Annotated in this window: 14 protein-coding genes and 1 tRNA gene; 4 read left to right on the forward strand and 11 right to left on the reverse strand. The window is 62.6% G+C overall.

Features of this window, described 5'->3' with window-relative positions:
• Window positions 1-46: 46 nt before the first annotated feature.
• Window positions 47-4,849 carry a winged helix-turn-helix domain-containing protein gene (locus DBIPINDM_RS10695; RefSeq protein WP_258585689.1) on the reverse strand — a complete coding sequence of 1,601 codons (4,803 nt, stop codon included), beginning with the start codon at window positions 4,847-4,849 and terminating at the stop codon, window positions 47-49.
• A gap of 181 nt (window positions 4,850-5,030) precedes the next feature.
• Between DBIPINDM_RS10695 and DBIPINDM_RS10700 the strand changes: the two genes are divergently transcribed.
• Both DBIPINDM_RS10700 and DBIPINDM_RS43600 read left to right on the forward strand, forming a co-directional pair.
• On the forward strand, window positions 5,031-5,882 hold the full coding sequence (locus DBIPINDM_RS10700; protein WP_258585690.1) for a DUF1194 domain-containing protein: 852 nt from the start codon (window positions 5,031-5,033) through the stop codon (window positions 5,880-5,882).
• Between the two features lie 282 nt (window positions 5,883-6,164).
• A complete protein-coding gene (locus tag DBIPINDM_RS43600; RefSeq protein WP_416361750.1) occupies window positions 6,165-6,398 on the forward strand; it encodes a GcrA family cell cycle regulator in 234 nt (77 codons plus the stop codon).
• A gap of 105 nt (window positions 6,399-6,503) precedes the next feature.
• Here DBIPINDM_RS43600 and DBIPINDM_RS10705 read toward each other — a convergent pair.
• Window positions 6,504-6,580 (reverse strand) — tRNA-His (locus tag DBIPINDM_RS10705).
• 351 nt (window positions 6,581-6,931) lie between these two features.
• Window positions 6,932-7,390 (reverse strand): phasin, encoded by a 459-nt coding sequence (locus DBIPINDM_RS10710; RefSeq protein WP_096454195.1) that lies wholly within the window; start codon window positions 7,388-7,390, stop codon window positions 6,932-6,934.
• Window positions 7,391-7,640: 250 nt separating this feature from the next.
• Between DBIPINDM_RS10710 and DBIPINDM_RS10715 the strand changes: the two genes are divergently transcribed.
• Window positions 7,641-11,735 carry a PAS domain S-box protein gene (locus tag DBIPINDM_RS10715; RefSeq protein ID WP_258585691.1) on the forward strand — a complete coding sequence of 1,365 codons (4,095 nt, stop codon included), beginning with the start codon at window positions 7,641-7,643 and terminating at the stop codon, window positions 11,733-11,735.
• Between the two features lie 249 nt (window positions 11,736-11,984).
• Here the strand turns inward: DBIPINDM_RS10715 and DBIPINDM_RS10720 are convergent, their stop codons facing one another.
• The gene (locus tag DBIPINDM_RS10720; RefSeq protein WP_258585692.1) at window positions 11,985-13,943 is read right to left on the reverse strand and encodes an acetoacetate--CoA ligase; all 1,959 of its coding nucleotides are present in this window, start codon (window positions 13,941-13,943) and stop codon (window positions 11,985-11,987) included.
• Window positions 13,944-14,142: 199 nt separating this feature from the next.
• Between DBIPINDM_RS10720 and DBIPINDM_RS10725 the strand changes: the two genes are divergently transcribed.
• Complete coding sequence (locus DBIPINDM_RS10725; RefSeq protein WP_258585693.1) at window positions 14,143-15,996, forward strand: AsmA family protein; 1,854 nt, start codon at window positions 14,143-14,145, stop codon at window positions 15,994-15,996.
• A gap of 54 nt (window positions 15,997-16,050) precedes the next feature.
• Here DBIPINDM_RS10725 and DBIPINDM_RS10730 read toward each other — a convergent pair whose 3' ends face one another.
• From DBIPINDM_RS10730 to DBIPINDM_RS10760, 7 genes are all read right to left on the reverse strand, one after another.
• Window positions 16,051-16,869: an ABC transporter permease gene (locus DBIPINDM_RS10730; RefSeq protein WP_019860323.1), complete on the reverse strand. Its 819-nt coding sequence runs from the start codon at window positions 16,867-16,869 to the stop codon at window positions 16,051-16,053.
• Complete coding sequence (locus DBIPINDM_RS10735; protein WP_258585694.1) at window positions 16,866-17,834, reverse strand: ABC transporter permease subunit; 969 nt, start codon at window positions 17,832-17,834, stop codon at window positions 16,866-16,868. Before DBIPINDM_RS10735 ends, DBIPINDM_RS10730 begins: the two co-directional genes overlap by 4 nt.
• Before the next feature lie 9 nt (window positions 17,835-17,843).
• Window positions 17,844-18,989 carry an ABC transporter ATP-binding protein gene (locus DBIPINDM_RS10740; RefSeq protein ID WP_258585695.1) on the reverse strand — a complete coding sequence of 382 codons (1,146 nt, stop codon included), beginning with the start codon at window positions 18,987-18,989 and terminating at the stop codon, window positions 17,844-17,846.
• 81 nt (window positions 18,990-19,070) lie between these two features.
• A complete protein-coding gene (locus DBIPINDM_RS10745; protein WP_258585696.1) occupies window positions 19,071-20,168 on the reverse strand; it encodes a polyamine ABC transporter substrate-binding protein in 1,098 nt (365 codons plus the stop codon).
• Window positions 20,169-20,494: 326 nt separating this feature from the next.
• Window positions 20,495-21,448, reverse strand: coding sequence for a DMT family transporter (locus DBIPINDM_RS10750; protein ID WP_258585697.1), 954 nt, complete (start codon window positions 21,446-21,448; stop codon window positions 20,495-20,497).
• A 173-nt stretch (window positions 21,449-21,621) separates the two neighbouring features.
• Window positions 21,622-22,521, reverse strand: a complete 900-nt coding sequence (locus tag DBIPINDM_RS10755; protein WP_258585698.1) for a DUF2167 domain-containing protein — start codon at window positions 22,519-22,521, stop codon at window positions 21,622-21,624.
• A gap of 148 nt (window positions 22,522-22,669) precedes the next feature.
• The gene (locus DBIPINDM_RS10760; protein WP_258585699.1) at window positions 22,670-24,118 is read right to left on the reverse strand and encodes a helix-turn-helix domain-containing protein; all 1,449 of its coding nucleotides are present in this window, start codon (window positions 24,116-24,118) and stop codon (window positions 22,670-22,672) included.
• Between the last annotated feature and the right edge of the window lie 47 nt (window positions 24,119-24,165).

Consider the following 24,165-nt stretch of genomic DNA (forward strand, 5'->3'; position numbering starts at 1 on the left):
CCGCTCTGCCGGCCGGCTCAAGCGGCAATCTGACCCGTTGCCGACATCAGCCCGGACAAGTACCAGTCGCAGGGTCTTCAGGAAGGAAGAAGCTTCGCCGCTCGCAAGGGGTGAGTTCGCGAGGCACGGTGCGCCGGGCGAAGTCAATGAGGTCGTTGGGTGTCTGGAAGACGCGAACGATACGAACCCTTTCTTCGCCGGAAACAATAGCGACCTGGGTGCCGTCGGAACTGAAATCTGCGCGTGTAAGGCCCGGTCGAACGGTCGCCTCGTCCTGGCTGGCAAGGACGGCAACCTGGCGCCCCGATTGCGTCGCCCACAGCCGGACCGTGCGATCTTCGGAGGACGCGGTCACGACATACAAACCACTGGGACTGAACTGGGCGCTGTCCACCGCGCCACTGTGGCCCCTAAGAGCGGCCGTTTCCAGTCCGCCAGCGACGCTCCAGATTCGGACGGTTCCATCGCGTGAGGCAGTCAGCAGCGACTGGCTGTCGGGGCTGAAGGCGACCACCGTCACCTCGTCGGTATGTCCCTGTAGCGTTGCGACGTTTGCTCCGTCCAAGGTCGACCAAATTCGGGCCGTGTGGTCGCGTGAGCCCGTGGCGACCAGTTGACCGTTCGGATTGAACGCCGCTGCCGTGATGCGATCCCGATGCCCCACAAGAGCCTTAAGCTCAGCCCCATCCGCCTTCAGGAGGTGGCCCGCATTGTCTTCCCTGGCCGCGAAGATCAGACGTCCGTCAGGGCTAAGAACGGCCTGCGGCAGCTTGCTGCTTGTATTGATGACGGCTAGCTCGGTACCGGTCGCCGCGTCCCACAGTTGGGCGGTGCCGTCGATCGATGCCGAAACAAGCGATTTGCCATCGCGACCAAACTGGATCTGGATCAGTCCGCGATGTGATTGGAACCGGGCGGTCTCGAATCCGCTGGCCACCTCCCAAATTCGGACCTGGCCCTCAAGAGATGCCGTCGCGACGTGCCTTCCATCGGGACTGAACGTCGCGCGTTGAACGATCTCATGGGTATCGAGCCGGATTATCTCGCGCCCCCTCACAACATCCCACAGATGCGCCACGCTGTCGCCGCCACCGGTCAGCAGGTGGACATTGTCGGGACTGAAGACCGCGAAAGTCGGCCGATATTCATGAGAGAGCGTGCTCGTCAGTGCGCCGTCGACATCCCACAGCCGAGCGGTGCCATCGTGTGAAGCAGTGAGAAGAATGTTGTTGTCAACCGGGCTGAATTCCAGATGCTCGACCAAAGATTCATGACCGGCGATCGTCGTGACCAATGAGGCGCGTTCAACGTCCCAGATGCGGATCGGCCCATTCACCGAAGCGGTCGCCAGGAAGCGGTCGTCCGGACTGAAAGCGCCGTTCATCTCCTCATCGCGTTCATCCGCACCGATATCAGCCATCTTCAAACCCGAAACCTCCTGGCCGAGCAGGCCATACAGCGTTCCTGACGCTCCATCCCAAATCCGGGCAGCGCCGTCGAGTGATACCGTGGCGATTCGCTGACCCACGTGACTGAAAATCACACCGTTCAATTGCATGTCGCTCTTGTGGCCGGCCAACTTTGCGATCTCCGTTCCTTTCGACACATCGAGAAGGCTGGAAGTGCCGTCGTATGAAAACGGGCCGCACAGCAGCCGGCTTCCGTCCGGGCTGAACGCCAGGCCGTAGGGCCGGGAGTTCACCCGGATTGACCGCGTCAGTGCGCCATCTGCGGTATTCCAGATCGAAACAAGGTGCTTGCGCGCCATCGCGAAGCTGCGGCCGTCCGGGCTGAAGTCGGCCCGCGCATATCCGTCGCTGCTTACACTCAGGACTTTTTTTCCGGTCCGAGCGTCCCAGAGCACTGCATCGCTGTTCTCCCCCGCCGTCAGCACCTGGTTGCCATTCGGGCTGAAGATTGCCGTTGGATAATTACCTACCGGCTGCAGGATGAAGAGCTGTTCCCCCGAGATGGCGTTCCAGAGGCGTGCGTTGCCGTCCCTCGCGGCCGTCAGGATACGGCTCCCGTCCGGGCTGAATTCAGCCCTCTCCACGGCCCCTTCATGACCTTTTAGAACTGCAGTTTCGGCACCGCTGGAGATGTCCCAGACGACTGCAGTTTTATCGTAGGATGCGGTGACGATGTGATCGCCGGCCGGATTGAATGCCGCATCCGCAACGCCGGCGCCATGCCGGAAGATTTTGATCTGGCGGTGCGCCAGCAGAGCCTTGTAGAGGGCTGCCTCCGCTTCAAAGAGATATGGCCGCTCGGACTGGTCTTTCGAGGACAGAGCTTCGAGCGCCAACAGGATCGCAGCCTCGGTGTTGCCTATCGCCGTGGACTGCTCCGAAAGAAACGACAGCGAAAGAAACTGATTGCGCAGCGCCTGGTCGCGCTGCCAGCTTGCTTCCTGCTGCGCCCTGAAGGCGACCAATGCACCTGCGCCCGCCATGAGAGCGAGCACTATCGCCACAATCGCGGCATTGCGCGTGCGTCGGGCAAGCAGGTTTGCCGCGGCAGCCGCTAGGCTCCGGCGCTCGGCCTCGCGCTCCAGCCGCTCGCGTTTTGCCTCTTCCGCGGCCTCGATCAGCGCCAGCTGTGCCTGCCGGTCCTTCTCCTCTTTCTGCCGATGGGCACGCAAGGACGCCTCGATGTATTCAACGACGTCATCGTCGACCTCCTCCCGCCTTGACAGCAGCAGCTCTTCACCCTCCGCAAGACGTTTGCCGGACGGGAGGAGAAGCTCTCGATTCCTGCTCTCCATCTGCCATCGGTGGGCGTCGGCCCTGAGGCGTTCGCGCGTCTCGAGGAAGTTCCGGTTTGCATTCACAATGTCACCGGCGCGCGGCCAACGGCTCAACAGTGCTTCATGTGCAACGCGGACGAAGACATGCCCTCCGGCATCCTCATCGCTGACGAGGAGCCGTGCGTCGATCAGGGCCCTGACGAGGGCCGATCGCGCTGGAGTGCCTGCTACTTCGGTGAGCAAGGCCGGACGCGCCGTGACCGTTTCATCGCCGGGACTCGCTGTGGTGAGTGCGCGCAGCACCGCCGGTAAAGCCTCCTGGATCTCGGGCGCGAGCAAGTCCACGACTTCATCGGCGCGGCGCGCGATTGCGCCCTCGAGCCCGCCGAGCGCGCGATAATGCGCAAAGGTGAGAACTCGGCGCTCGCGGCCGGCCTGGTACAAGGCGTCGAGCACAAACTCGAGAAGCGGCAATGATCCGGGATCGGCAGCTGCTGCCTCCTGCAGCACATCATCGAGCCGCCCCAACTCGGCACTCTCGTCAAAGCGGAGCCCGGCAACGCCCGCCGGTTCGCGGATGATCTGCGCGATCTCTGGGCCAGTCGGCGGCAGGAGTTCGTAGCTGGAGAGGCCGTCCTTGAGCGCCGAGAAACCGGGGATCTCACCACAGCGGTGAAAAAAGTCCGAACGGATCGCCCCGACCACCCAGACCAGCCCGCTCGCGGCTAGCGCCGCCATGAGCCGCACAAGGGCCTCGCGCGTCGCCGGCTGCTTCTCCGTGGTGAATAGCTCCTCCAGCTGATCGATGGCGACAAGCAATCTGATCTGCGAGTGGGCCGACCCGGCGGCCTTCGCAAGTGCCAGTCGGACCATCGCCAGCGCCCGATCCGGCACGCTCCTGCAGAGCAGGGCAAACTGCGCGGCTGTTACTTCGCAGGACAGCTCCGGCACAGCAGCTTCGCTAAGCAATGCCGCAGCCAGCACAGCGAATGTATCCGGTCCTTCGGAGAGGCGGATCAGGCAGCGGCGCCACAAGGTTATGCCCGCCACGGCTCCAGGCCGGGTCAATGACGGCAGCAGGCCAGCGCGCAGGAGGGAAGACTTGCCGCAACCGCTCATTCCGTAGATGAGCAGGAATGCCGTACCGCCGGCTGCCTGCTGCTCCAGTCTAGCAGTGCAGGCAGCAATCGCCCGCGCTCGGCCGAAGAAGAGGTCGGCATCTTCGAATTCGAAGGCATCGAGACCGCGAAATGGCGACCTGACCGGTTGCTCCGAAGCAAGGGGGACGCGGTAGATGCGCAAAGCGCGCGCGACGTTCTTCAGCTTGTGCTCGCCGAGATCAACGAATTCCAGCGAGAGTCGGTCTTGAGCCTGGGCATGGACCGCCTCCGTGACGCAAATCCCGCCCGGTCGTGACAAGGTTTGCAGATGAGCGACGACCTCGACGGCCTCGCCCGCGATGTGGTCGCCCTCGGCGACGACATAACCCAGGTGAACGCCGATGCGGAAGCGCAGGCGCTTTGTCTCGGGAACGTCGAAGTTCCGCCGATCGACCTCATGCTGGATCTCGCTCGCACACCGCATCGCCTCGACAGGGCCAGTGAACTCGGCGACCACGCTCTCTTCGGAGTTCCAGAACCCGCGACCCGCATGTTGAACCAGCAGCCGATCGATAATCTGCCTGTACGCCCGGAAGGTTGCAGCAGAGATCCACTCATCCTTGCCTGTCGGCCGGCCCTCAGCGGCCATTTCGGCGGCCAGGATGGTGGCCATTTTCGGTCCGGCATTTGAGGGAAGGACCAACCTGTAACCGCGCCTCGGCACTGTCTGCACGACGGTCTGCCGATCGTCGTTGAGCGCCGAACGGATCTCGTGAATGCATTGCACCAGGCTGTCATCGGTCACGGCTATTCCGTTCCAGACTGCATTCATCAGGTCGTCTTTGGTGATGACGCGATCTGCGTTCTCCAAAAGGTGACGAAGCACTGCGAAGGTCTGGTGGCGTAGTGCGATTGTCCTGTTGGACTTGTCGCGCAACGTCTCGCTGCTCAGATCGGCGGTGACGCCGTTGAGTACGAACGTCGTGGGGCGCGAGCTATTCAAGCCGGTTCCCTCAAGCACGAAGCCGCAGTCCAATGCTTCGATCTTAGCACGGTTTCGCACTGCGAAGAGTCATCACCAACCAGACCGGCGGGGAGCGCAGATTTCGGCGAAAGATCGGAAGTCGTTCGTGACCCGGGAGACGCCTCGGACCGACAGTTGCTTTGTCAGCGAGAGGCTCGCCATGGACGACTTGGTGCAAATTGCTCGATGTGCGGGTGGAAAATCGGTGCTGCGGCTCACGGGGGCCTGCCTGCTCACTCTGTTGTTCGCGATCGCGTCACCGGCTCACTCGACCCACCGTCCCGTGGACGATCTGGCCGAAGTCGATCTGCAGTTGATCCTTGCCGTGGACGTATCGCCCTCGATGAGCAAGGTTGAGCAAAAAGTGCAACGCGACGGCTACGTCGGGGCCTTCCGCCACGCGGACATCGCGAGGGCACTCAAGTCGGGAGAGCGGGGCAGAATCGCAGTGCTCTATCTGGAGTGGGCAGGGCCACGTCAGCAAACAGTCGTTATGCCGTGGACAATTGTCGAAAGCCTTGACGACGCTCTGATTTTGGCAGACAGGCTCGCGGCGCTGCCGTTGACTGAAGGGCGTGGAACGTCGATTTCCGGCGCATTGTCGGCCGCGCATGCTCTGTTCGCGAAGAGTGGCTTGCGCAGCCCGCGCAGGGTTATTGACGTATCCGGCGACGGACCCAACAATGCCGGTCTACCGCTTCAACTGGTGCACGACGCACTCACAACCGGCGGCGTGACTATCAACGGACTGGCGATCTCACTGCGCGCAGCCGACACGCTCGACAGCTTTGGGCCGCACTTTATCGAACTGTATTACGAGAGTTGCGTCATTGGCGGTTCTAACGCCTTCGTTGTCACCGTCGAGAACACAGCCGGCTTTGCGAACGCCATTCGCAAGAAGCTCGTGAATGAAATTGCCGGTTTGTCCGCTAAGGTGCAGCCTGCAACTTATCGGAGCCACTCACGACCGGTCGTCGATTGCGATACGATCGGAGAGACGCCTGGACGATAGAGAGCTATCAAAAGAATTAGAGTGATTTCACGGCTGCCCCCGGCCGGGCTGGTGCCCGAGGCAACCTACGATGGGTGCATTGCTTGCGAGTTCCTATCCGCCTAGGTGTGGCCCTAAGTCGCAAATTATTGGCTTCAGAAGCAGAGCCTCGGGCTTCATTGACGCTGCGACCAACACCATATGCTGGTTTATAGCCCTCCAAAACGAGAGAAGCTTGCCCGGCGGGGTCGCACCGCGGCCGTCGGCCGGCAAAGGCTATGAACTAGGAACCTGAAAATCATCATGCCTGAAAATATCAGATCAACTTCGAGAGACGTCCCCCTCATTCAGTTGGGTGTCTATCAGTGCCGCTTCCCGGTGAGCGAAGACCCGTCAGTACCCGGCGGTTACCGTTTTTGTGCTGGGCCAACTTCGCCGGATCGCGTCTACTGCGATCACCACCACAACATTGTGACCGCCGTGGACCCGCGTCGGGCCCGTTCGGGTCTCCATGTCCCTCAACGACGCGCCGCTTAGGCTACGTTTTGATGGGATGAGCCCTCCGCGCCCGGGCGGCCGGCGTTGCTCCGCCGTCTATCATGTCGGCCCACAGCAATTTCAATAACTTATGGGAGCAGCCGATGGTACCGTTGGCTGGGATCGAACCAGCGACCTCCGGATCCACAATCCGGCGCTCTAACCATCTGAGCTACAACGGCACATTTGCCTGAGCGGATAGAGGTGGAAAGTCTCCGTGATCCGCTCTGTCGTTCGGCGATGCGTCCTTACGGGCTTATGGATTTTAATTCAAGGCTTTTGCGAAGCAAAGGCCACTTCCCCACATATCGCCGCAACGACGCTGGTTTCGCCGGGCAAAGAAAAAGGCCGGCGGGAGGAGGTGCCGGCCTTTTCCTGTTACGAGCCAGCGGGAGGAGGTGCTGGCTGGTCACCCCGGGGAGCAGAGGGAGGAGGTTCCACTCGCCGGGTATTGCTTGATGGCCACCATCATACGCCTGATCGTTTTTATGAAAATGCGACCTTTTGTTGCATCTTCAGATCATGCGCAAATGTTAGGCAGCCTTGATGTCCTTCACTGCCTTCTCGAAGGCGGTCTTGATCGGCTTGGAGACGTCTTCGGCCGCCTTGGAGGCAACAGCCTGGAAGTCCTTGGCCTGCTCGACGGTCAACTCGATACGCTTGCGCAGGAAGGAGGTCTGCAGCTCGACGACTTCCGACAGCGACTTGGCGCCGATCAGGGCTTCGAGATGCGAGAAGCCGGCTTCGGCATTGGCGCGCAGTGCCGCGATGGTCTTGAGCGACAGGTCGCTGGAAACAGTCTTGGCGGTCTCGTAGGTCGACTCCAGAGCCTTCTGGGTCTCCTCGGCGCCGGTCTTCAGCTTGGCATAGGCCTCTTTCGACTGCTCAACGCCCTTCTCGGCGAAAGCGCGGATCTGGTCGGTGGCCTTGGAAGCGTCGAAGCTCGGGAATTCAACGTTTTCGATCGTCTCGGCAGTTTTGGTCCTGGACATTTTCCATCCTTTTCAGCGGCAGCGGCTTTGACAGAAAGCCGTCTCGTTCATGTATGATGGCAATATAAAGGCAATTTTTGTGCATTGCAATATCTTTGTTGCAGTGCACCATAAATTTCTTTCCGGCCGTTAACCAAAAGCCCAGAAACCAGCCTTTGCACGTTCTGGCTTGTGGACCTTCGCGCGTCCGGCTTTTATTAACAAAGCGTTAACTGCAAATTTCGCCGCTCCGTGAGGGTTCGCCAAGCGCATGCCGTCCGAATATTCCTTCCTCGACGTCGCCGTGCTCGACGCGGTCCGCCAGCGGTTTGCCGCTGGCGACGCGATCGCGATCCTGTCGCTGGACCTGGAGCAGGTGATCTGGGCCAATGGGCCGGGCGCCGCCGTGTTCGGCTATCCCGACATCGAAGCCATCATCGGCGCCTCCGCACAGCTGCCGCTGATCGCCCGCCGCCAGATCATGGCGACCAGCGGTTTTCCCGAAATCGGCAACGATCGTGGCACTACGGTCAGGTTGGCGACCGGCATGACCAGCCGCACCATCGGCTTCCAGGCAAGTGCGGTGACGCTGCCCGACGGCGAGAAGGCGATCATGCTGGCGGTGCCGGCGGCGCAGACAGGCTCGCGCAGTGCTGCCGAGATCGCCAGCCGGGCGATCAGCGGCTTCACCGAAGACGGCCATTTCATCGCCTTCATCGATGCCGGGGGCAATGTCGAGGCCGCGTCGGACGGCTTTTCGAAGCTCGGCATCCAGCCGGCAACGCTGGCCGCCCTGGTGGCCGATGTCGCTGCCGAGGACGAGCGCATCGTCAAGCGCCTCGTTCCGGGCGGCAACACCTCCTATCCCGCCGGCCTCGCACGGCTGACGCCGGAGCGGCATCTCCTGGTGGTGATCGACGAGAATCAGCTTGAGGACAACGCTTCTGCTGCAGAAGCCTTGGCAGACACCCTCCCCGAAGCAACGGAAAGCCCCATCAACGTGATTGGCGGCGCAACGACAGCGGCGGAAAACGCCGCCGCAGAATCCGAGCCTCACCAGGACAATCAGCCGACGGCGGATGTTTCGCAGGCAGAAGCGATCGAGCCGTCCCCCGCCACTGCCGAGCCAGCCACTGCCGAGATTGAGCAGCCTGCCCCTTCCGATCCGGTGGCCACAGATATGCCGGAACGGGCAACACAAGTGATTGCGGAGCCGACCGGGCCGACATCGGTTGCTGCCGACAATGATCAGCCGGCGGCGGGCGGCACGCCGGCACAGCACGACCACTGGTACTTCCATGCCGGCGAGGATGACGCGCGACCCGCGCCTGCCGCACCGGAACCAAAAAACGTGGCCGAAGCGATCGGCACCGTGACTTCGGTGGACAGCGCGGAGCAGGACAAGGCCACCTCCCCGTCCACACCGACCGCAATCCCAGCCCGGACGCTAGACCGCTCGGCGGCGCCACTGCGCTTCGTCTGGCGCACCGACGCCGAGGGCAAGTTCAGCGCGCTGTCGCCGGAATTCGCCGATATCGTCGGCAAACCGGCCGCCGACGTGATCGGCCGGCGCTTCAGGGATGTCGCGGCGGCCTTCGGTCTTGATGCGTCCGGCGAGATCGCCGGCCTCCTGGAGCGGCGCGACACCTGGTCCGGCCGCTCCGTGCTGTGGCCTGTCGTCGGCACCGACCTGAAGATACCCGTCGACCTCGCGGCTTTGCCTGTCTATGGCCGCAGCCGCGCCTTCGAAGGTTTTCGCGGCTTCGGCGTGGCCCGGACCGGCGACGCGATCGTCGATCCGGAAGCGATCGGCATGGCCCTGGTGCCCAATGGCGGGGCCCCAGCAGCGTCGTCCATACCGGAAGCCGTCGAACCTCCCGCTGAAGAGCCGAAGGCCGGGGAGCCGAATGCGGCAGACCCGTTCAAGGGCGAGGTGCCGGCGCTGACCATCGTGCCGAAACAAGAGCGGCGCTTTGCCGACAAGGTCATCCGCCTGGCCGAACACCGGCAGCCGGCCAACGACAAGGGACTATCGACGCTGGAACGCAGCGCCTTCCGCGAGATCGGCGAGCGGCTGAAGAAGGACAGTGCGCCGGCCGAGCCGCCGGAAGCCGACAAGCCCGGCATCGAAAGCCCAACGGAACCGGCGATCGAGACACAGGCTGAGCCAGCGGCGAAAACAGTAGCGGAAGTCCCGACCGCCAAGACGGAAACTCCGATCGAATCCGCTGGCGAGGTTGCCTCGACGCCTGACTCTGCCCCGGATCATGAACCGACAGAGGTCGGCGAAATCCCCGCGACGGAGCCAGAGAACGACGCGGTGCCGGCCGAGCCATCCGAGACGGATGCTGAGGACGAGGCGGATCTCGCAAGGCTTGATGGCGCCCATCCGGACGACGTGGTTCACGAGGAGCATGCTGATACGCCGTCCGGTATGACCGGTTCGCTGCTTAGCTACGCCGACCGCAACAACCAGCCCAGCCCTGTCGCGGGCAATGACGAGTCCACGGCCTCTGAACCGGTGGCTGCGGAACCGGAAGATGCCGAGCCCGCCGCGATTGACGGCGAACCGGCCATTGCGGGCGCCGAACAAGTCGCGGCCGACGACGATGACAGCATGACGTCGGCCGATTTTCGCGATGCCGAAGACAATGAGGATTGGACCGACGGCGCGAAAGCTGCCGCGGTTGATGATCAGACCGTAGAGCATGCGGGGCCATCGACAATCTCCGACGGGCAAGTCACTACGCCAGCCGCTGAGACTGTCGGTGCACAAGGTGCAGCCGAGATCCAGCGTCCACGCCTGCAGGTACCGCCACTCAAGACCGAAGGGTTCGTGCCCTCCGCCTTTTCAGTTGGCGATGAAAGCAAGGCCCCTGATACCTCGCTGCTCGGCAAGCTGCCGGTGCCGTTGCTCATCCATTCCGGCGACCAGCTGCACTATGCCAACGACGAATTCCTCGACCTGACCGGCTACGACACGCTCGAGGATCTCGAGGATGCCGGCGGCCTCGGCGCGCTGTTTGCCGATCCCTATGCCGATGACGGCACTTCCGACGGCAGCGACCGGGCGCTGCGGCTGAAGACGCGTGACGGTCAGGAATTCCCGATCGACGCCATCCTACGCTCAGTTCCCTGGCGCGACGGCAAGGCGCTGATGCTGGTCGTGCGCCGTTCCGGCGAGGATGAAGCACCCGCCGCGCTGCACGCAGTCGGCGAGGAGCCGACACAGCCCGACATTTCCGAGCTCAAGGCACGCATCGCCGAGATGCGCACCATCATCGACACCGCCACAGACGGCGTCGTGCTGATCGGCAGCGACGGCACCATCCGCTCGATCAGCCGCCCGGCCGAAGCGCTGTTCGGTTTCGACAGCGACGAGGTGACCGGCAAGCCATTCGCCTCGCTGTTTGCCATCGAAAGCCAACGCGCGGCGCGCGACTATCTCACCGGCCTGTCCGAGCCCGGCGTGGCGAGCGTCATGAATGACGGCCGCGAGGTGATCGGGCGCGAGGCGCAGGGGCGCTTCATACCGCTGTTCATGACCATCGGCCGGCTGCCCAATGACAGTGGCTTCTGTGCCGTCGTGCGCGACATCACACAGTGGAAGCGAGCTGAGGAAGATCTCACCCAGGCGCGCGCAGTGGCTGAGCGGGCTTCGTCGCAGAAGACCGATTTCCTCGCCCGGATCAGCCACGAGATCCGCACGCCGCTCAACGCCATCATCGGCTTTTCCGAATTGATGGTCGACGAGAAGTTCGGGCCGGTCGCCAATGACCGTTACCGCGACTATCTGCGCGACATCAACCGCTCGGGCAACCATGTGCTCGATCTGGTCAACGACCTGCTCGACATCTCGAAGATCGAGGCCGGCCAGCAGGAGATGGCCTATGAGGCGGTGTCGCTCAACGACACGTTGGCCGAGACCGTGGCGATGATGCAGCCGCAAGCCAACCGCGAACGCGTCATCATCCGCTCCAGCTTCGCCTCGCGGCTGCCGGAGGTGGTGGCCGACCTGCGCTCCGTGCGCCAGATCGCGCTCAACATCCTGTCCAACGCCATCCGCTACACCCAGGCCGGCGGCCAGGTGATCGTCTCGACCGCTTATGAGACCTCGGGCGATGTCGTCATGCGGGTGCGCGACACCGGCATCGGCATGAGCCAGGCAGAGATCGAACAGGCGCTGAAGCCGTTCAAGCAGATCAATGCGCTGAAGCGCGGACGCGGCGACGGCACCGGCCTTGGCCTGCCGCTGACCAAGGCGATGGTGGAGGCAAACCGTGCCCGCTTCACCATCAATTCGACGCCGGGCGAAGGCACGCTGGTGGAGGTCGCTTTTCCCTCGACCCGGGTGCTCGCGGAATAGCAAGCCTAAAAAAGAAAAGGCGCCCAAAGGACGCCTTAAGAGATGGGATTGCTGTCACAACGGGGGCTTGAGCGAATTCAGATCCTCCGGGGGGCTGAGGAACGGGATTTCTCCCTCAAGTTACATGCGACTATCGGGGTCGGGCCTTAACAAGTCCTTACCTGGTCGTCGAAAAATTTACGAATGTGTACCACTCGTGAAATCTAGGTAAATTCCCGCGACATAGTTCGTTAACCATGCCGGTAGGGGTCATTCGGCAAGCTGCGGCAGGTCCCGGAACAGCTCCAGCGCTTCCGGGTTGGCGAGCGCTTCCTTGTTCTTGATGGCGCGACCATGCACGACGTCGCGCACGGCGAGTTCGGTGATCTTGCCCGACTTGGTGCGCGGAATATCGGTGACGGCAACGATCTTTGCCGGCACATGGCGGGGGCTGGCGCCGCTGCGGATCTTGGCTCGGATGCGTTTTTCCAGGTCCTCGTCCAGTTGGACGCCTGCCGCCAGCCGCACGAACAGCACGACGCGCACGTCATTGTCGAAATCCTGGCCGATGCACAGCGCCTCCAGGATTTCCGGCATCTGCTCGACCTGGTTGTAGATCTCCGCCGTGCCGATGCGCACGCCGCCCGGATTGAGCGTGGCGTCGGAGCGGCCATGGATGATCATGCCGCCATGCGCGGTCCATTCGGCGAAATCGCCATGGCACCAGACATTGTCGAAACGCTCGAAATAGGCGGCTTGGTATTTCTTGCCGTCCGGATCGTTCCAGAAGCCGATCGGCATCGACGGAAACGCTTTGGTGCAGACCAGTTCACCCTTCTCCTGCCTGATCGACTTGCCGTCGTCATCCCAGACATCGACGGCCAGCCCGAGGCCGGGTCCCTGGATCTCACCGGTCCAGACAGCTTGCGTCGGCACGCCGAGCACGAAGCAGGAGACGATGTCAGTGCCGCCCGAGACCGAGGCCAGATGCACGTCCTTCTTGATGCCGTCATAGACGAAGCGGAAATCCTCCGGCGATAGCGGCGAGCCGGTGGAGGAGATCGCCCGCACGGTGGACAGATCATGTGTGCGGATCGGCTTGAGGCCGGCCTTGCGCACGGAGTCGATGAACTTGGCCGAGGTGCCGAAGAAGGTCATCTTCTCGGCATCGGCGAAATCGAACAGCACATTGCCGTCGGGGTAGAAGGGCGAGCCATCGTAGAGCAGCAGCGTCGCCCCTGAAGCCAAGCCCGACACCAGCCAGTTCCACATCATCCAGCCGCACGTGGTGAAATAGAAGAAGCGGTCGCCGTCGACGAGGCCGGCATGCAGCCGGTGTTCCTTGACATGCTGGATCAGCGTGGCACCGGCCGAATGGACGATGCATTTGGGAATGCCGGTGGTTCCGGACGAGAACAGGATGTAGAGCGGATGCGAAAACGGCAGCCGCTCGAAGCTGACAGGTTTTGCCGCGAAGGGCGCCAGCGCCTCTTCCATCGCCACCGCCTTGTCGATGGTTGCAGCCACGTCGGCCGAGGTGCCGAGATAGTCGACGAGCAGGACTTTGCGAACTGAACCAAGCTTAGCCGCGACGGCCGCAACCTTGTCGGCGACCTCGATCGCCTTGCCGTTGTACCAGTAGCCATCCGGCGCTATGAAGATGACAGGCTCGATCTGGCCGAAGCGGTCGAGCACGCCCTGTTCGCCGAAATCGGGAGAGCAGGACGACCACACCGCGCCGATCGAGGCTGCTGCCAGCATGGCGGCGACGGTTTCGGGCATATTGGGCATCATCGCCGCAATGCGGTCGCCCTTCTTCACCTTAAGCGACAGAAAAAGCTGCTGCAGGCGCGAGACCAGGCCCTGCAGCTGGTTCCAGGACAGCCGCCGCTCGACCTTGTCTTCACCGCGAAAGACGATCGCCTCGCCCGCGCCGGTCTTCTTCAACAGGTTCTCGGCGAAATTCAGCGACGCGTCGGGGAAGAACAAGGCACCCGGCATCTTGTCGCCATCGGCCAGCATATGCTTGCCCTTTTCGCCGACAATGCCGGAAAAATCCCAGACCAGGCTCCAGAACGCTTCGCGATCCTCGACCGACCAGCGGTGCAACTCGGCGTAGGAAGCGAAGGAGGTGCCGGCTTTCGCCTCCGCGACCTTCATGAAAGCAGTCAATGGCGAAGCGTCGATCCGGTCTTGTGTCGGGGTCCAGAGCGGTACTTCGGCAGCCATGATCGATCCTCCCACGGTCGTCATCGCTTATGCATATCGCAGCGCAGCAGAGCAAGATTTTGTTGGGCCGATACCCTCAGGTGTGCGCAAATGCCATCGCCGGGCCATAAAGACTTGAAATGCCTCAGTCCTAAGTCGTAGTGACGACTGGGGTTATATCTGTCGGGCGATTTATCGGAACGGAAGCATATAGGGCGAGATGCCATCATCCTTGATCCGGCGCGGAGTATGGGCGATCGGCGCTGCCGTGATCGTCATTGCTCTGGTGGTCGCCACGCTGCCGCTGATCGCCTCGACGCGCATCGTGCGCGACCGAATCGCCTGGGAAATGAGCGCGTGGAGCGGCTTCCGGGTCGCCATTGACGGCTCGCCGCGCATCGAGGTCTGGCCGAAATTCCGGGCAATCCTGACCGATGTGACGCTGTCGAAGTGGACGGACACCGACGCGCCACCGGTCGTCGAGGCCGAACGGGTCGAAATCGACCTCTCGGCCATGGCGGCCCTGCAAGGCGATGTGGCGTTTTCCACGGCGCGGCTGGTGCGGCCGACGATCCGGGTCCAGCGCACGGCAGATGGCCTGTTCCTGCCCACCGTGCCGACGGGCGGGCGCATTGCGCGTTCCATCGACACGGCGCGCGGCGTGGTCAGTGCCGATCCCGCCAAGCCCGACCTCGACAAGCTGCCGACAGACGCCTTCGGCACGGTTGAGTTCAGGGACGGCCGCATGGTGGCTTCCGTCAACGGCAAGGACGTGGAAATCCTGAGCAGCCTCAGCGGCCAGGCGAGCTGGGCGGCGATGAACAGCAATGCGACACTGTCGGCAACCGGGATCTGGCGCGGCGAAAGCGTCGCCCTCGACGCTGCCTCGCCGAAGCCGCTGGTGCTGTTTGCCGGTGGCACGGCGCCGCTCACTCTGTCTTTCAAGGCAGCACCCGCCACCTTCTCCTTCGACGGCACGGCCAGCATGTCCGAGAACGCCTATTTCGACGGCCAGGTGAAGTTCGCGGCGCCCTCGCTGCGCCGCGTGTTGGAATGGTCGCAGGCTGGCATCGCGCCGAGTGCGGCGATCGGCTCCGTCAGCATTTCGAGCAAGGTCACGGCATCCGCCGGACGCGTCAAGTTCGAGAACACCGCGCTGGCGCTGGACAACAATCCGGGTATGGGCGCGCTGGACCTATCGCTTGGCGACGCCCAGCCGGTGATCTCGGGCACGCTCGCTTTCGACACGCTCGACCTCAGGTCATTCCTGTCCGCCTTCACGCCGCTGGGGCCGGCGAGCGGGGCTGGGCCAGGTGACGTCGAGGCTAGTTTCGCCGACCGGGTCAATCTCGATCTCAGGCTGTCGGCGGCGCATGCCACGGCCGGCACTATCCAGCTTGCCGATGTCGCCGCCACCGCCCAGGTCAAGGATGGTCTTTCCGTCTTCGATATCTCCGACGCCTCGGCCTTTGGCGGCAACATCCAGACCAGCCTTCGTTTCGACCGCAAGCCCGAGGGCACCCAGGTCGAGATCCGGCTGCTTGCGTCCGATATCGATGGCGGCGCGTTCGGCACGGCAGCCGGTATGACCCGGCTGGTGCCGGTCGGCACGGGCACCGTTTCGGTCATCCTCAAGGGACCGGGCAGGACCTGGGATTCGATCTTTGAAAACGCAGACGGCTCGGTCTCGGCGACCTTCGGCCCCGGCGCGCTCAGCAAATTCAACCTGCCTGCCTTTCTCAAGCATACCGAACAAGGCGGCTTCTTCGCGCTCGACGATGTCTCGGACGGCACGCTGCCGATCGACGGCGCCGAAGTGAAGGCAACCATTTCGAGAGGCGTGGCGAGGCTGGACAAGGCCGAGGCCAATTCGGCGAAATACAAGATCTGGCTTTCCGGCATCGCCTCCTATGCGGGGCGCGGGCTGGCGCTGTCCGGCGGCGTCATCCAGCCGGACCAGGCGGCGGCGCAGAAGACCGGCCAGCAAGGCCCCAACCAGTCGTCCTTCTTCGTCGGCGGAACGTGGAACACGCCGTTCATTTCCCCGATAAGCCGCGGCGTTTCGGGCGAATAGTCGCGCGCTTGTATCTTCGGGTCAGGCCCGAGGGCACGCTTTTCGGGATCATGCTCAGCCGCGCTGCGCCGCCTGTTCGTCGAGCTGGCGCTGCACCTCACGCCTTTTGTTGGCGATCGAAGCGATGATGACGCCGACCGCAACCACGGCGATCAGGATGGTGCAGGCGGCGTTGATCTCCGGCGTCACGCCGAGGCGGACCTGGCTGTAGATTTTCATCGGCAGCGTGGTGGCACCCGGCCCCGAGGTGAAGCTGGCGATGACCAGATCGTCGAGCGACAGCGTAAAGGCCAGCATCCATCCGGACACGATCGCCGGCAGGATGACCGGCAGGGTGATCTGGAAGAAGGTTTTTGCCGGCGTTGCGCCGAGATCCATCGCCGCCTCCTCCAGCGACCGGTCGAAAGACACCAGGCGCGATTGCACGACGACGGCGACGAAGCACATTGTCAGCGTGATGTGGGCGAGCGTCACCGTGAAGAAGCCGCGGTCGAGACCGACGGCGACGAAGAGCAGCAGCAGCGACAGGCCGGTGATGACTTCCGGCATGACGAGCGGCGCAAAGACCATGCCGGAAAACAGCACCCTGCCCCGGAAGCGCGTGTAGCGCGTCAGGGTGAGTGCCGCCAGCGTGCCGAGCACGGTCGCTACCGTCGCCGAAATGACGCCGACACGCGCCGTGACCCAGGTGGCGTCCATCAGGCCCTGATTGTGGAACAGCGACACATACCATTTGGTCGAGAAGCCGCCCCAGACGGTGACGAGCTTGGATTCATTGAAAGAGAAAACGATGAGCAGCACGATCGGCAGGTACAGGAAGGCAAAGCCCAGCACGATCGAGGTGACGTTGAAACGGCTCCAGGTGGCGTTCATTTGCCCTGCTCCTGGGCACGCGCCTGTGCCTGCTGGAAGAGCATGATGGGCACGGTGAGCAACAGCAGCAGGATGACAGCGACGGCCGACGACACCGGCCAGTCGCGGTTGGCGAAGAACTCGTTCCACAGCGTCTTGCCGATCATCAGCGTAGACGAGCCGCCGAGCAGATCGGGGATGACGAACTCACCGACGGCCGGGATGAACACCAGCAGGCAGCCGGCAATGACGCCCGGCAGCGACAGCGGGAAGGTGATCTTCCAGAAGGCTGATGTCGGCGGGCAGCCGAGATCCTTGGCCGCCTCGATCAGCGAGTAATCCATCTTTTCCAACGATGAATAGAGCGGCAACACCATGAACGGCAAATAGGAATAGACGATGCCGATGAAGATCGCCGTATAGGTGTTAAGGATGACCAGCGGCTGGTTGATGATGTGCAGCGACAGCAGCAGCTGGTTGAGCAGGCCCTCGGGCTTGAGGATACCGATCCAGGCATAGACGCGGATCAGGAACGAGGTCCAGAACGGCAGGATGACCAGCATCAGCAAGGTCGGGCGGATGGTGGCCGGCGCACGTGACATGCCATAGGCGATCGGGTAGCCGACGATCAGCGTCAGGACGGTCGAGATGGCAGCAATGATGACGCTCGTCACATAGGCCTTGAAATAGAGCGCGTCCTGCGTCAGCCAGACATAATTGTCGAAGTTGAGGTTGCGGAAGCCGGCGAAGAAGCCGGAGACGCCGTCCCTGAAATCGAGCACCGGCGTGTAGGGCGGCATGGCGATCGCCGTCTGGGACAACGAAATCTTGAAGACGATGACGAAGGGAATGAGGAAGAAGAACAGCAGCCAGAGGTAGGGGACGATGATGACGAGCCGGTTGACGAAGCCGGCACCCAGGCGCGTCAGGAACGGCTTGGCGACGGTCGATGGGGCGGCGGCATCGGCGACGGCGATGTTGGACATATCAGCCCCCTACCGTGCCAGCACGACGCCGGCGTCGGGCCGGAAGGATACCCAGGCGCGGTCGTTCCAGGTCAGCGGATCCTCGGTCACGCGCGCCGCGTTCAAGGCGCTTGCCCGGACCATCTGCCCGTCGTCGAGCCTGATGTGGTAGACGGTCATGTCGCCGAGATAGGCAACGTCATAGACCTCGCCTTCCAGCGCGTTGACGGCATCGGCCGGCTTCTTCGACGAGACCTTGATCTTCTCCGGCCTGATGGCGAAGACGATATCGGCATTGGCCGCGGCGGCGGCACCGCCGCCGTTCTCGACGACGATCTGGGCTCCGCTCGGTCCGGTGATGCGGGTGGTGTTGGCCGACCGCTCGGCGACCTTGCCCTCGAACATGTTCACATTGCCGACGAAATGGGCGACGAAGCGCGAGGCCGGGGCTTCATAGACTTCCGCCGGCGTCGCCACCTGCATCACCTCGCCCTTGTCGATGATGGCGATACGATCGGCCATGGTCATCGCTTCTTCCTGGTCGTGGGTAACGACGACGAAGGTGAGGCCGAGATTTTGCTGCAGGTCCATCAGTTCGAACTGGGTTTCCTCGCGCAGCTTCTTGTCGAGCGCGCCGAGCGGCTCGTCGAGCAGCAGCACCTTCGGCCGCTTTGCGACCGAGCGGGCAAGCGCGACGCGCTGGCGCTGGCCGCCGGAAAGCTGGTGCGGCTTGCGCTTGGCGAACTGCTCGAGCTTGACCAGCTTCAGCATCTCGGCGACGCGCTTTTCAATATCGGGCTTGGGCATGCCTTCCTGCTTGAGGCCGAAGGCGATGTTCTTCTCCACCGTCATATGCGGGAACAGCGCATAGGACTGGAACATCATGTTGACCGGCCGGCGATAGGGCGGGATGCCGCGCAGATCCTGGCCATCGAGCAGGATGCGGCCTGATGTCGGCTCCTCGAAGCCGGCAAGCATCCTCAGCAGCGTCGACTTTCCGCAACCCGAGGCGCCGAGCAGGGCGAAGAACTCGCGCTCGAAGATGGTCAGCGACAAATTGTTGACGGCGGTGAAGTCACCGAACTTCTTGGTGACGTTGTCGAACTGGATGTATGGCTTGGCGTTCGGGTCGTTCCATGGCGCGAAATCCCTGCGGATGCTGCCAAGCGATTTCATATCCCCACTCCGTGCTGTTTCTTGCTTCGTGCCCCAAAATACGCGACCCCGGCAGTTATCTGTCGGGGTCGCTTCAGGTGCTTATTGGCCGGTGACGATCTTGGTCCAGGTGCGCGTGATGACGCGCTGGGTCTTGGGATCGTAAGGAGAGACCGTGTAGAGCTTCTGCAAGGTCGCGTCGTCCGGATAGACGGCCGGGTCGCTCAGCAGTGCCTTGTCGACGAACTGCTGCGATGCCTTGTTGCCGTTGGCGTAGAGCACGGCGTTCGACGATTTGGCGATCACTTCCGGCGTCATCATGTAGTTGAGGAATTCATGCGCTTCGGCGACATGCGGCGCATCGGCCGGGATCGCCATCTGGTCGAACCACATCTGGGCGCCTTCCTTCGGCACGGAATAGCCGATCTCGACCCCCTGCTTGGCGTCGTTGGCACGGTTGCGCGCCTGGAAGACGTCACCCGACCAGCCGACCGCCAGGCAGATGTCGCCATTGGCCAAGGCATTGATGTATTCGGACGAGTGGAATTTCCTGATGAAGGGGCGGACCTTCATCAGGGCTTCCTCGGCCTTGGCAATGTCGTCGGGCGAGGTGCTGTTCGGATCGAGGCCGACATATTTCAGAGCCGCCGGAATGATGTCGGCCGGAGAATCCAGCACGTAGACACCGCAGTCCTTCAGCTTGGCGAGACTTTCGGGATTGAAGAACACATCCCAGCTGTCGATCTTGTCGGTGCCGAGCGCAGCCTTCACCTTCTTGATGTTGTAGCCGATGCCGACCGTGCCCCACATGTAGTTGATCGAATACTCGTTGCCGGGGTCGTATTTGGCGGTCCGCTCCGAAACCGTGTCCCACATGTTGGAGAGGTTCGGCAGTTTCGACTTGTCGAGCTTCTGGAACACGCCGGCCTGGATCTGGCGGGCAAGGAAATTGCCGCTCGGCACGACGACATCATAGCCGCTGCCGCCGGCCAGCAGCTTGGTTTCCAGGATCTCGTTGGAATCGAACGTGTCGTAGACGACCTTGATGCCGGTCTTCTTGGTGAAATCTTCGACGATCGTCGGGTCGATATAATCGGACCAGTTGAAGACATTGACGACGCGGTCCTCGGCATGCCCGGCAGGTGTGAACAATGTCAGAAATACCGAGGTCGCCGAAAGCCAGAGCGCTTTGCGGATCATGCTATTCTCCTTTGGTGAGTGTTCCATCGCCGGCTCGTCGCGACATGCGCGCGACCGGGCATTTGTTTCAGACTATTGAGCTTTCCAGGGGACAACAAGCGCCGATTGGCGCGCCGGTCGCGGCCGCGCAATTGTCCCGGGCTGGAAGGAATCACGGTGCCGTCAGTAGCTTTCGCCGCCGCGCGGACAGAAATACAGAAATATGAAGCGGTCTCGATCGGGCCGCCGGGGAGACTTGGCAAGATACGCCTGTCTTGTTGTTGCCGTGTTCCCAGCCTGCCCGGGCGGCAGCAACGTTGTCAATGGCAAAGCTTCAGCGGCCTGCATCAATTCGGCGACGGCACTCCGGTGACCCCTGCCCGCTGCGGCCGTGCCTGGCGCTTGAACTCGAGCCCGATATGGACGAGCAGCGCCGTGACCACCACCGCACCGCCGATGATGGTGCGCCCGGACGGCACCTCGGAATGGATGAGCCAGACCCATATCGGCCCAAGGATCGGCTCGAATGTGCCGAGCAGTGCCGCGATGGCGGCCGGGATCAGCCGCGCGCCGGTGGCGAAGAAGGCAAGGCCAATGCCGAGATTGACCACGCCGAAAGCGAACAGAAAGCCCGTGTCGCCGGCCGAGACGTTGAAAGTCGACGCCTGCGAGGCGGCAAAGCCCGCGGCCAGGATCGTGCCGAGGCAGGTCGCCGGCGTCATGCGCACGCTAGCGAACCGCCTGGTGATGACGGTGGCGATCGAGAACATGAACGCGATCAGCAGCGCCAGCCCGTCGCCAATGGGCGAGACGGCGCCATCGAGCGATTCCGACACCATGATGGCGACGCCGGCAATGACGGCGGCGATCGCCACCCAGGTCACGACACCAACCCGTTCGCGAAACAGCGCCCAGGCAAACAGCGCCGCCAGAAGCGGCACGCCGGCCTGCATCAAAAGGATGTTGGCGACGGTGGTGTAGGCGAGCGCCACGACGAAGGCGGTCGATGCGATGGCGAAGCAGAACCCGACGGCAAGGCCTGGCAGGCCCATGTCGCGAAACGATCTCAGCATGCCGCGCCAGCCGTCACGCCAGGCCATGAAGGAGAGCAGGAAGGCGGCAGCCCAGACGGAGCGCCAGAAGATAACCGTCCAGCTGTCACCGACGGTGATGAAGCGGGCGATGGTGCCGCCGAAACTCCACATCAGCGCCGACAGGAAGACCAAAAGCATGCCGACACGTTCCTCGCGCGGCGAGGCTGTCGACGTAACAAGACCCGGTGATGATGCTGCGTCTGTCATGGGCGCGACTGTCGAGCTTTTGTTGACGGGACGATGCGCAAGGGACGACAAAAAACTGCTCTGTTCGCGTAACGCAAAGACTTGAGCAGCGGGTGATCCAGCGCGGCGTTCCGCTTGGCGCACCGGCGACAGCATGTCGTCGCGTCTGCGATCGTTGGCGCCGAAACAAGGCCCTAGGAAGTGGTCTTCTTCCCACGGATGAAGCGCCAGAGCCCTGCCAGAGGGACCAGCAGGATCAAGCCGAATTTCTTCAGCGCAATGAGCGCCACAGCAATGAGCCCTGCCTTCGCCGCCAATTTTCCTGCAATGAGGCCGCCAATGCCGACTGCCGCAACTGTGTCGGTGCTTGGTATAAAGTCACTGTACTTCTTGCCTGCAGTGAAGTCGGCGATGCCTAGGACCCCATCCAGACTCTGCTTTATCTCCGGCAGCTGCTCCACCGTTGCTATATAGCTCATCACGAAAACGCCCTCCCTGCCCAGGAAGCGGACGTCATAGTTGAGCGTATGGGTGGCATCGTTGCCAAATTTCAATTCTTTGGCCCAGTGCAAGCGCTTGTTGACTGCGTCGTAGACTGGCGGTGATGCCCAACCGATCAAGGTGATAGGCGGATAGCCGTCCTTTACCCTTTGGTCATTACCCGACAATGTGTCCGACTGCATGCTTTTGAGCAGTTCGTCATAATCGATGGACGCGGCGTCGCCATCATCGACATAGCCTATCTTCTCCCATCGCAATTCTATCCCCCAATTGCCCTCAGCGAGAGGATCGTACTTGGCTGGAAAGATCATGCCGACAGCGTCGGAAGCGGAATTGGGCGGATTGCCCCAAGCTTCGGTCAAGACCGAGACCGTGTCTTTCTTGTCCAGAAAATAAAACTTGTCGCCAAGGTTCAGGTGCACACCCTCGGCAAGGTCAACCGCGCCGATCTTAGGATCGATCTTGTCCAGGAAAGCCTTGCCGGCTTCATTGTACCCTTGATAGGATTTGAAGAAATCCGAGGGTTTTTCTGCCAAAGCAGGCCACGTGGAAAGCGCGAGACCCAAACCGAGCCAAAGACTTGTCCTGCTCATCAATCCCCCCGATCGTTGCACAGCTTGCCGTTTGATATCCTACCGGCAATGCTCAATCAATATTGCGATCCGCAATGTCCGAGGAGATAGCTTGTTGCGCTAAACAGAGAAAGGGACCATTTTGTCTGGCTGACAAGCCGTCACAACTTTACTGGAAGTCGAAGGCGCTCAGGCCGGTCACCATCTCGTCAAGGCCAAGCGGGCGTGTCACCGGCGGTTCGGCGCGCGCCAGGCAGCCGACGCGTTCGCAAAGCCGGCAGGCGGGTCCGACCGGCGTCGCCGCGACGGTGCCTTGTCCCGACTTTCCTGCAGCCGCCGCGCCGGGCAGGGCCGCGCCGTAGACAATGTCGTCGCGAAAGCCGATGTCGCAACCGAGCAGCAGCGCGGTGCGGCGCGGACGCTCCGAGAACGCGCCTTGCGGCCCTTCCAGCGTGCGGGCGATGCAGAGGAACTCGGCGCCATCGGGCATTTCCACCGCTTCGACGAAGATCTGGCCGGGCTGAGAGAAGGCGGCATGGACGGGCAGCTTGGGACAGCCGCCACCGAAGCGGCTGTGCGGAAAGCCCTGGCTGCCGGCCCTGCGAAAGCGGTTCCCCGCATTGTCGACCTCCAGCATGAAGAAGGGCACACCCGGCGCGCCCTGCCGCTGCAACATGGTCAGCCGGTTCGCCGCCTGCTCGAAGGAGACGCCGAAGCGCGAACGCAGGACGTCGATGTCGTAGCGGGCGCGCACGGCGGCAGCATGAAAGGCCTGGTAAGGCATCATCAGCGCATGCGCGGCATAGCGGCCGAGCTCGAAGCGGGCGAGACGGCGGGCCTCGTCGGTGGTCAGCTTGAGCGCCTGGATCTGACCGGCGACCGCAACCGTCATACGGATCAGGCAGGCCTCCATCGCCACTTCGCGCAGCTGGTCGAATGGCGACAGCCGCTCTGAGAGGAACAGGCGTTGGGAATGGCGATCGTAGCGGCGGCGCCAGTTTGGCATGGTAGCGACCGGCAGCACCTTGACGACGATACCGTATTCGCGCTTCAGCCAGGCCTTCAAGGCACCGAACAAATCGTCGCCGGGATCGAGCACCGCGGTGAACGCCTCGGCTTCCTCCTCAAGTGCCATAAAATGGTTTGGCCGCCGCTCGAAGGTCTCGTGCACCTCGTCGATCGGCAGGCGGGCACCGGAAAGCGCTGTCGCCCGCCCCTCGCGCGCCAGAAGCTCGTTGAGGTCTGACAGCCGCTCGGCCTGCTCGCGATAGGCGCGGAACAGTTTTATCACCGCGGCCGACGCATTGGGCGCCGCCTCGGCAAGCTCGATCAGTTCCTGGTCTCCCGGCAATTCGCCGACCAGCAGCGGATCGGTGAAAACCTCCTTCAAGGCCGCGACCGACCCCCTTGCCTCGCCTTGCAGCTCGTGCGGGTCGACCTTGTAGACGGACGCCAGCTTGAGGATCAGTTGCACCGTCAGCGGCCGCTGGTTGCGCTCGATCAGGTTGAGATAGGACGGCGAGATGCCGAGTCCCTCGGCCATCGCCGTCTGGGTCAGGCCCTTGGCGTTGCGGATGCGGCGAATGCGCGGCCCGGCGAAAATCTTCTGGTCAGCCATCGACTGCTCTTGACAGGAATTTACACGACATTCGCGGCAATCCCATT

The sequence above is a fragment of the Mesorhizobium sp. AR02 genome (genome assembly GCF_024746835.1).
Classification (GTDB): Bacteria; Pseudomonadota; Alphaproteobacteria; order Rhizobiales; family Rhizobiaceae; genus Mesorhizobium.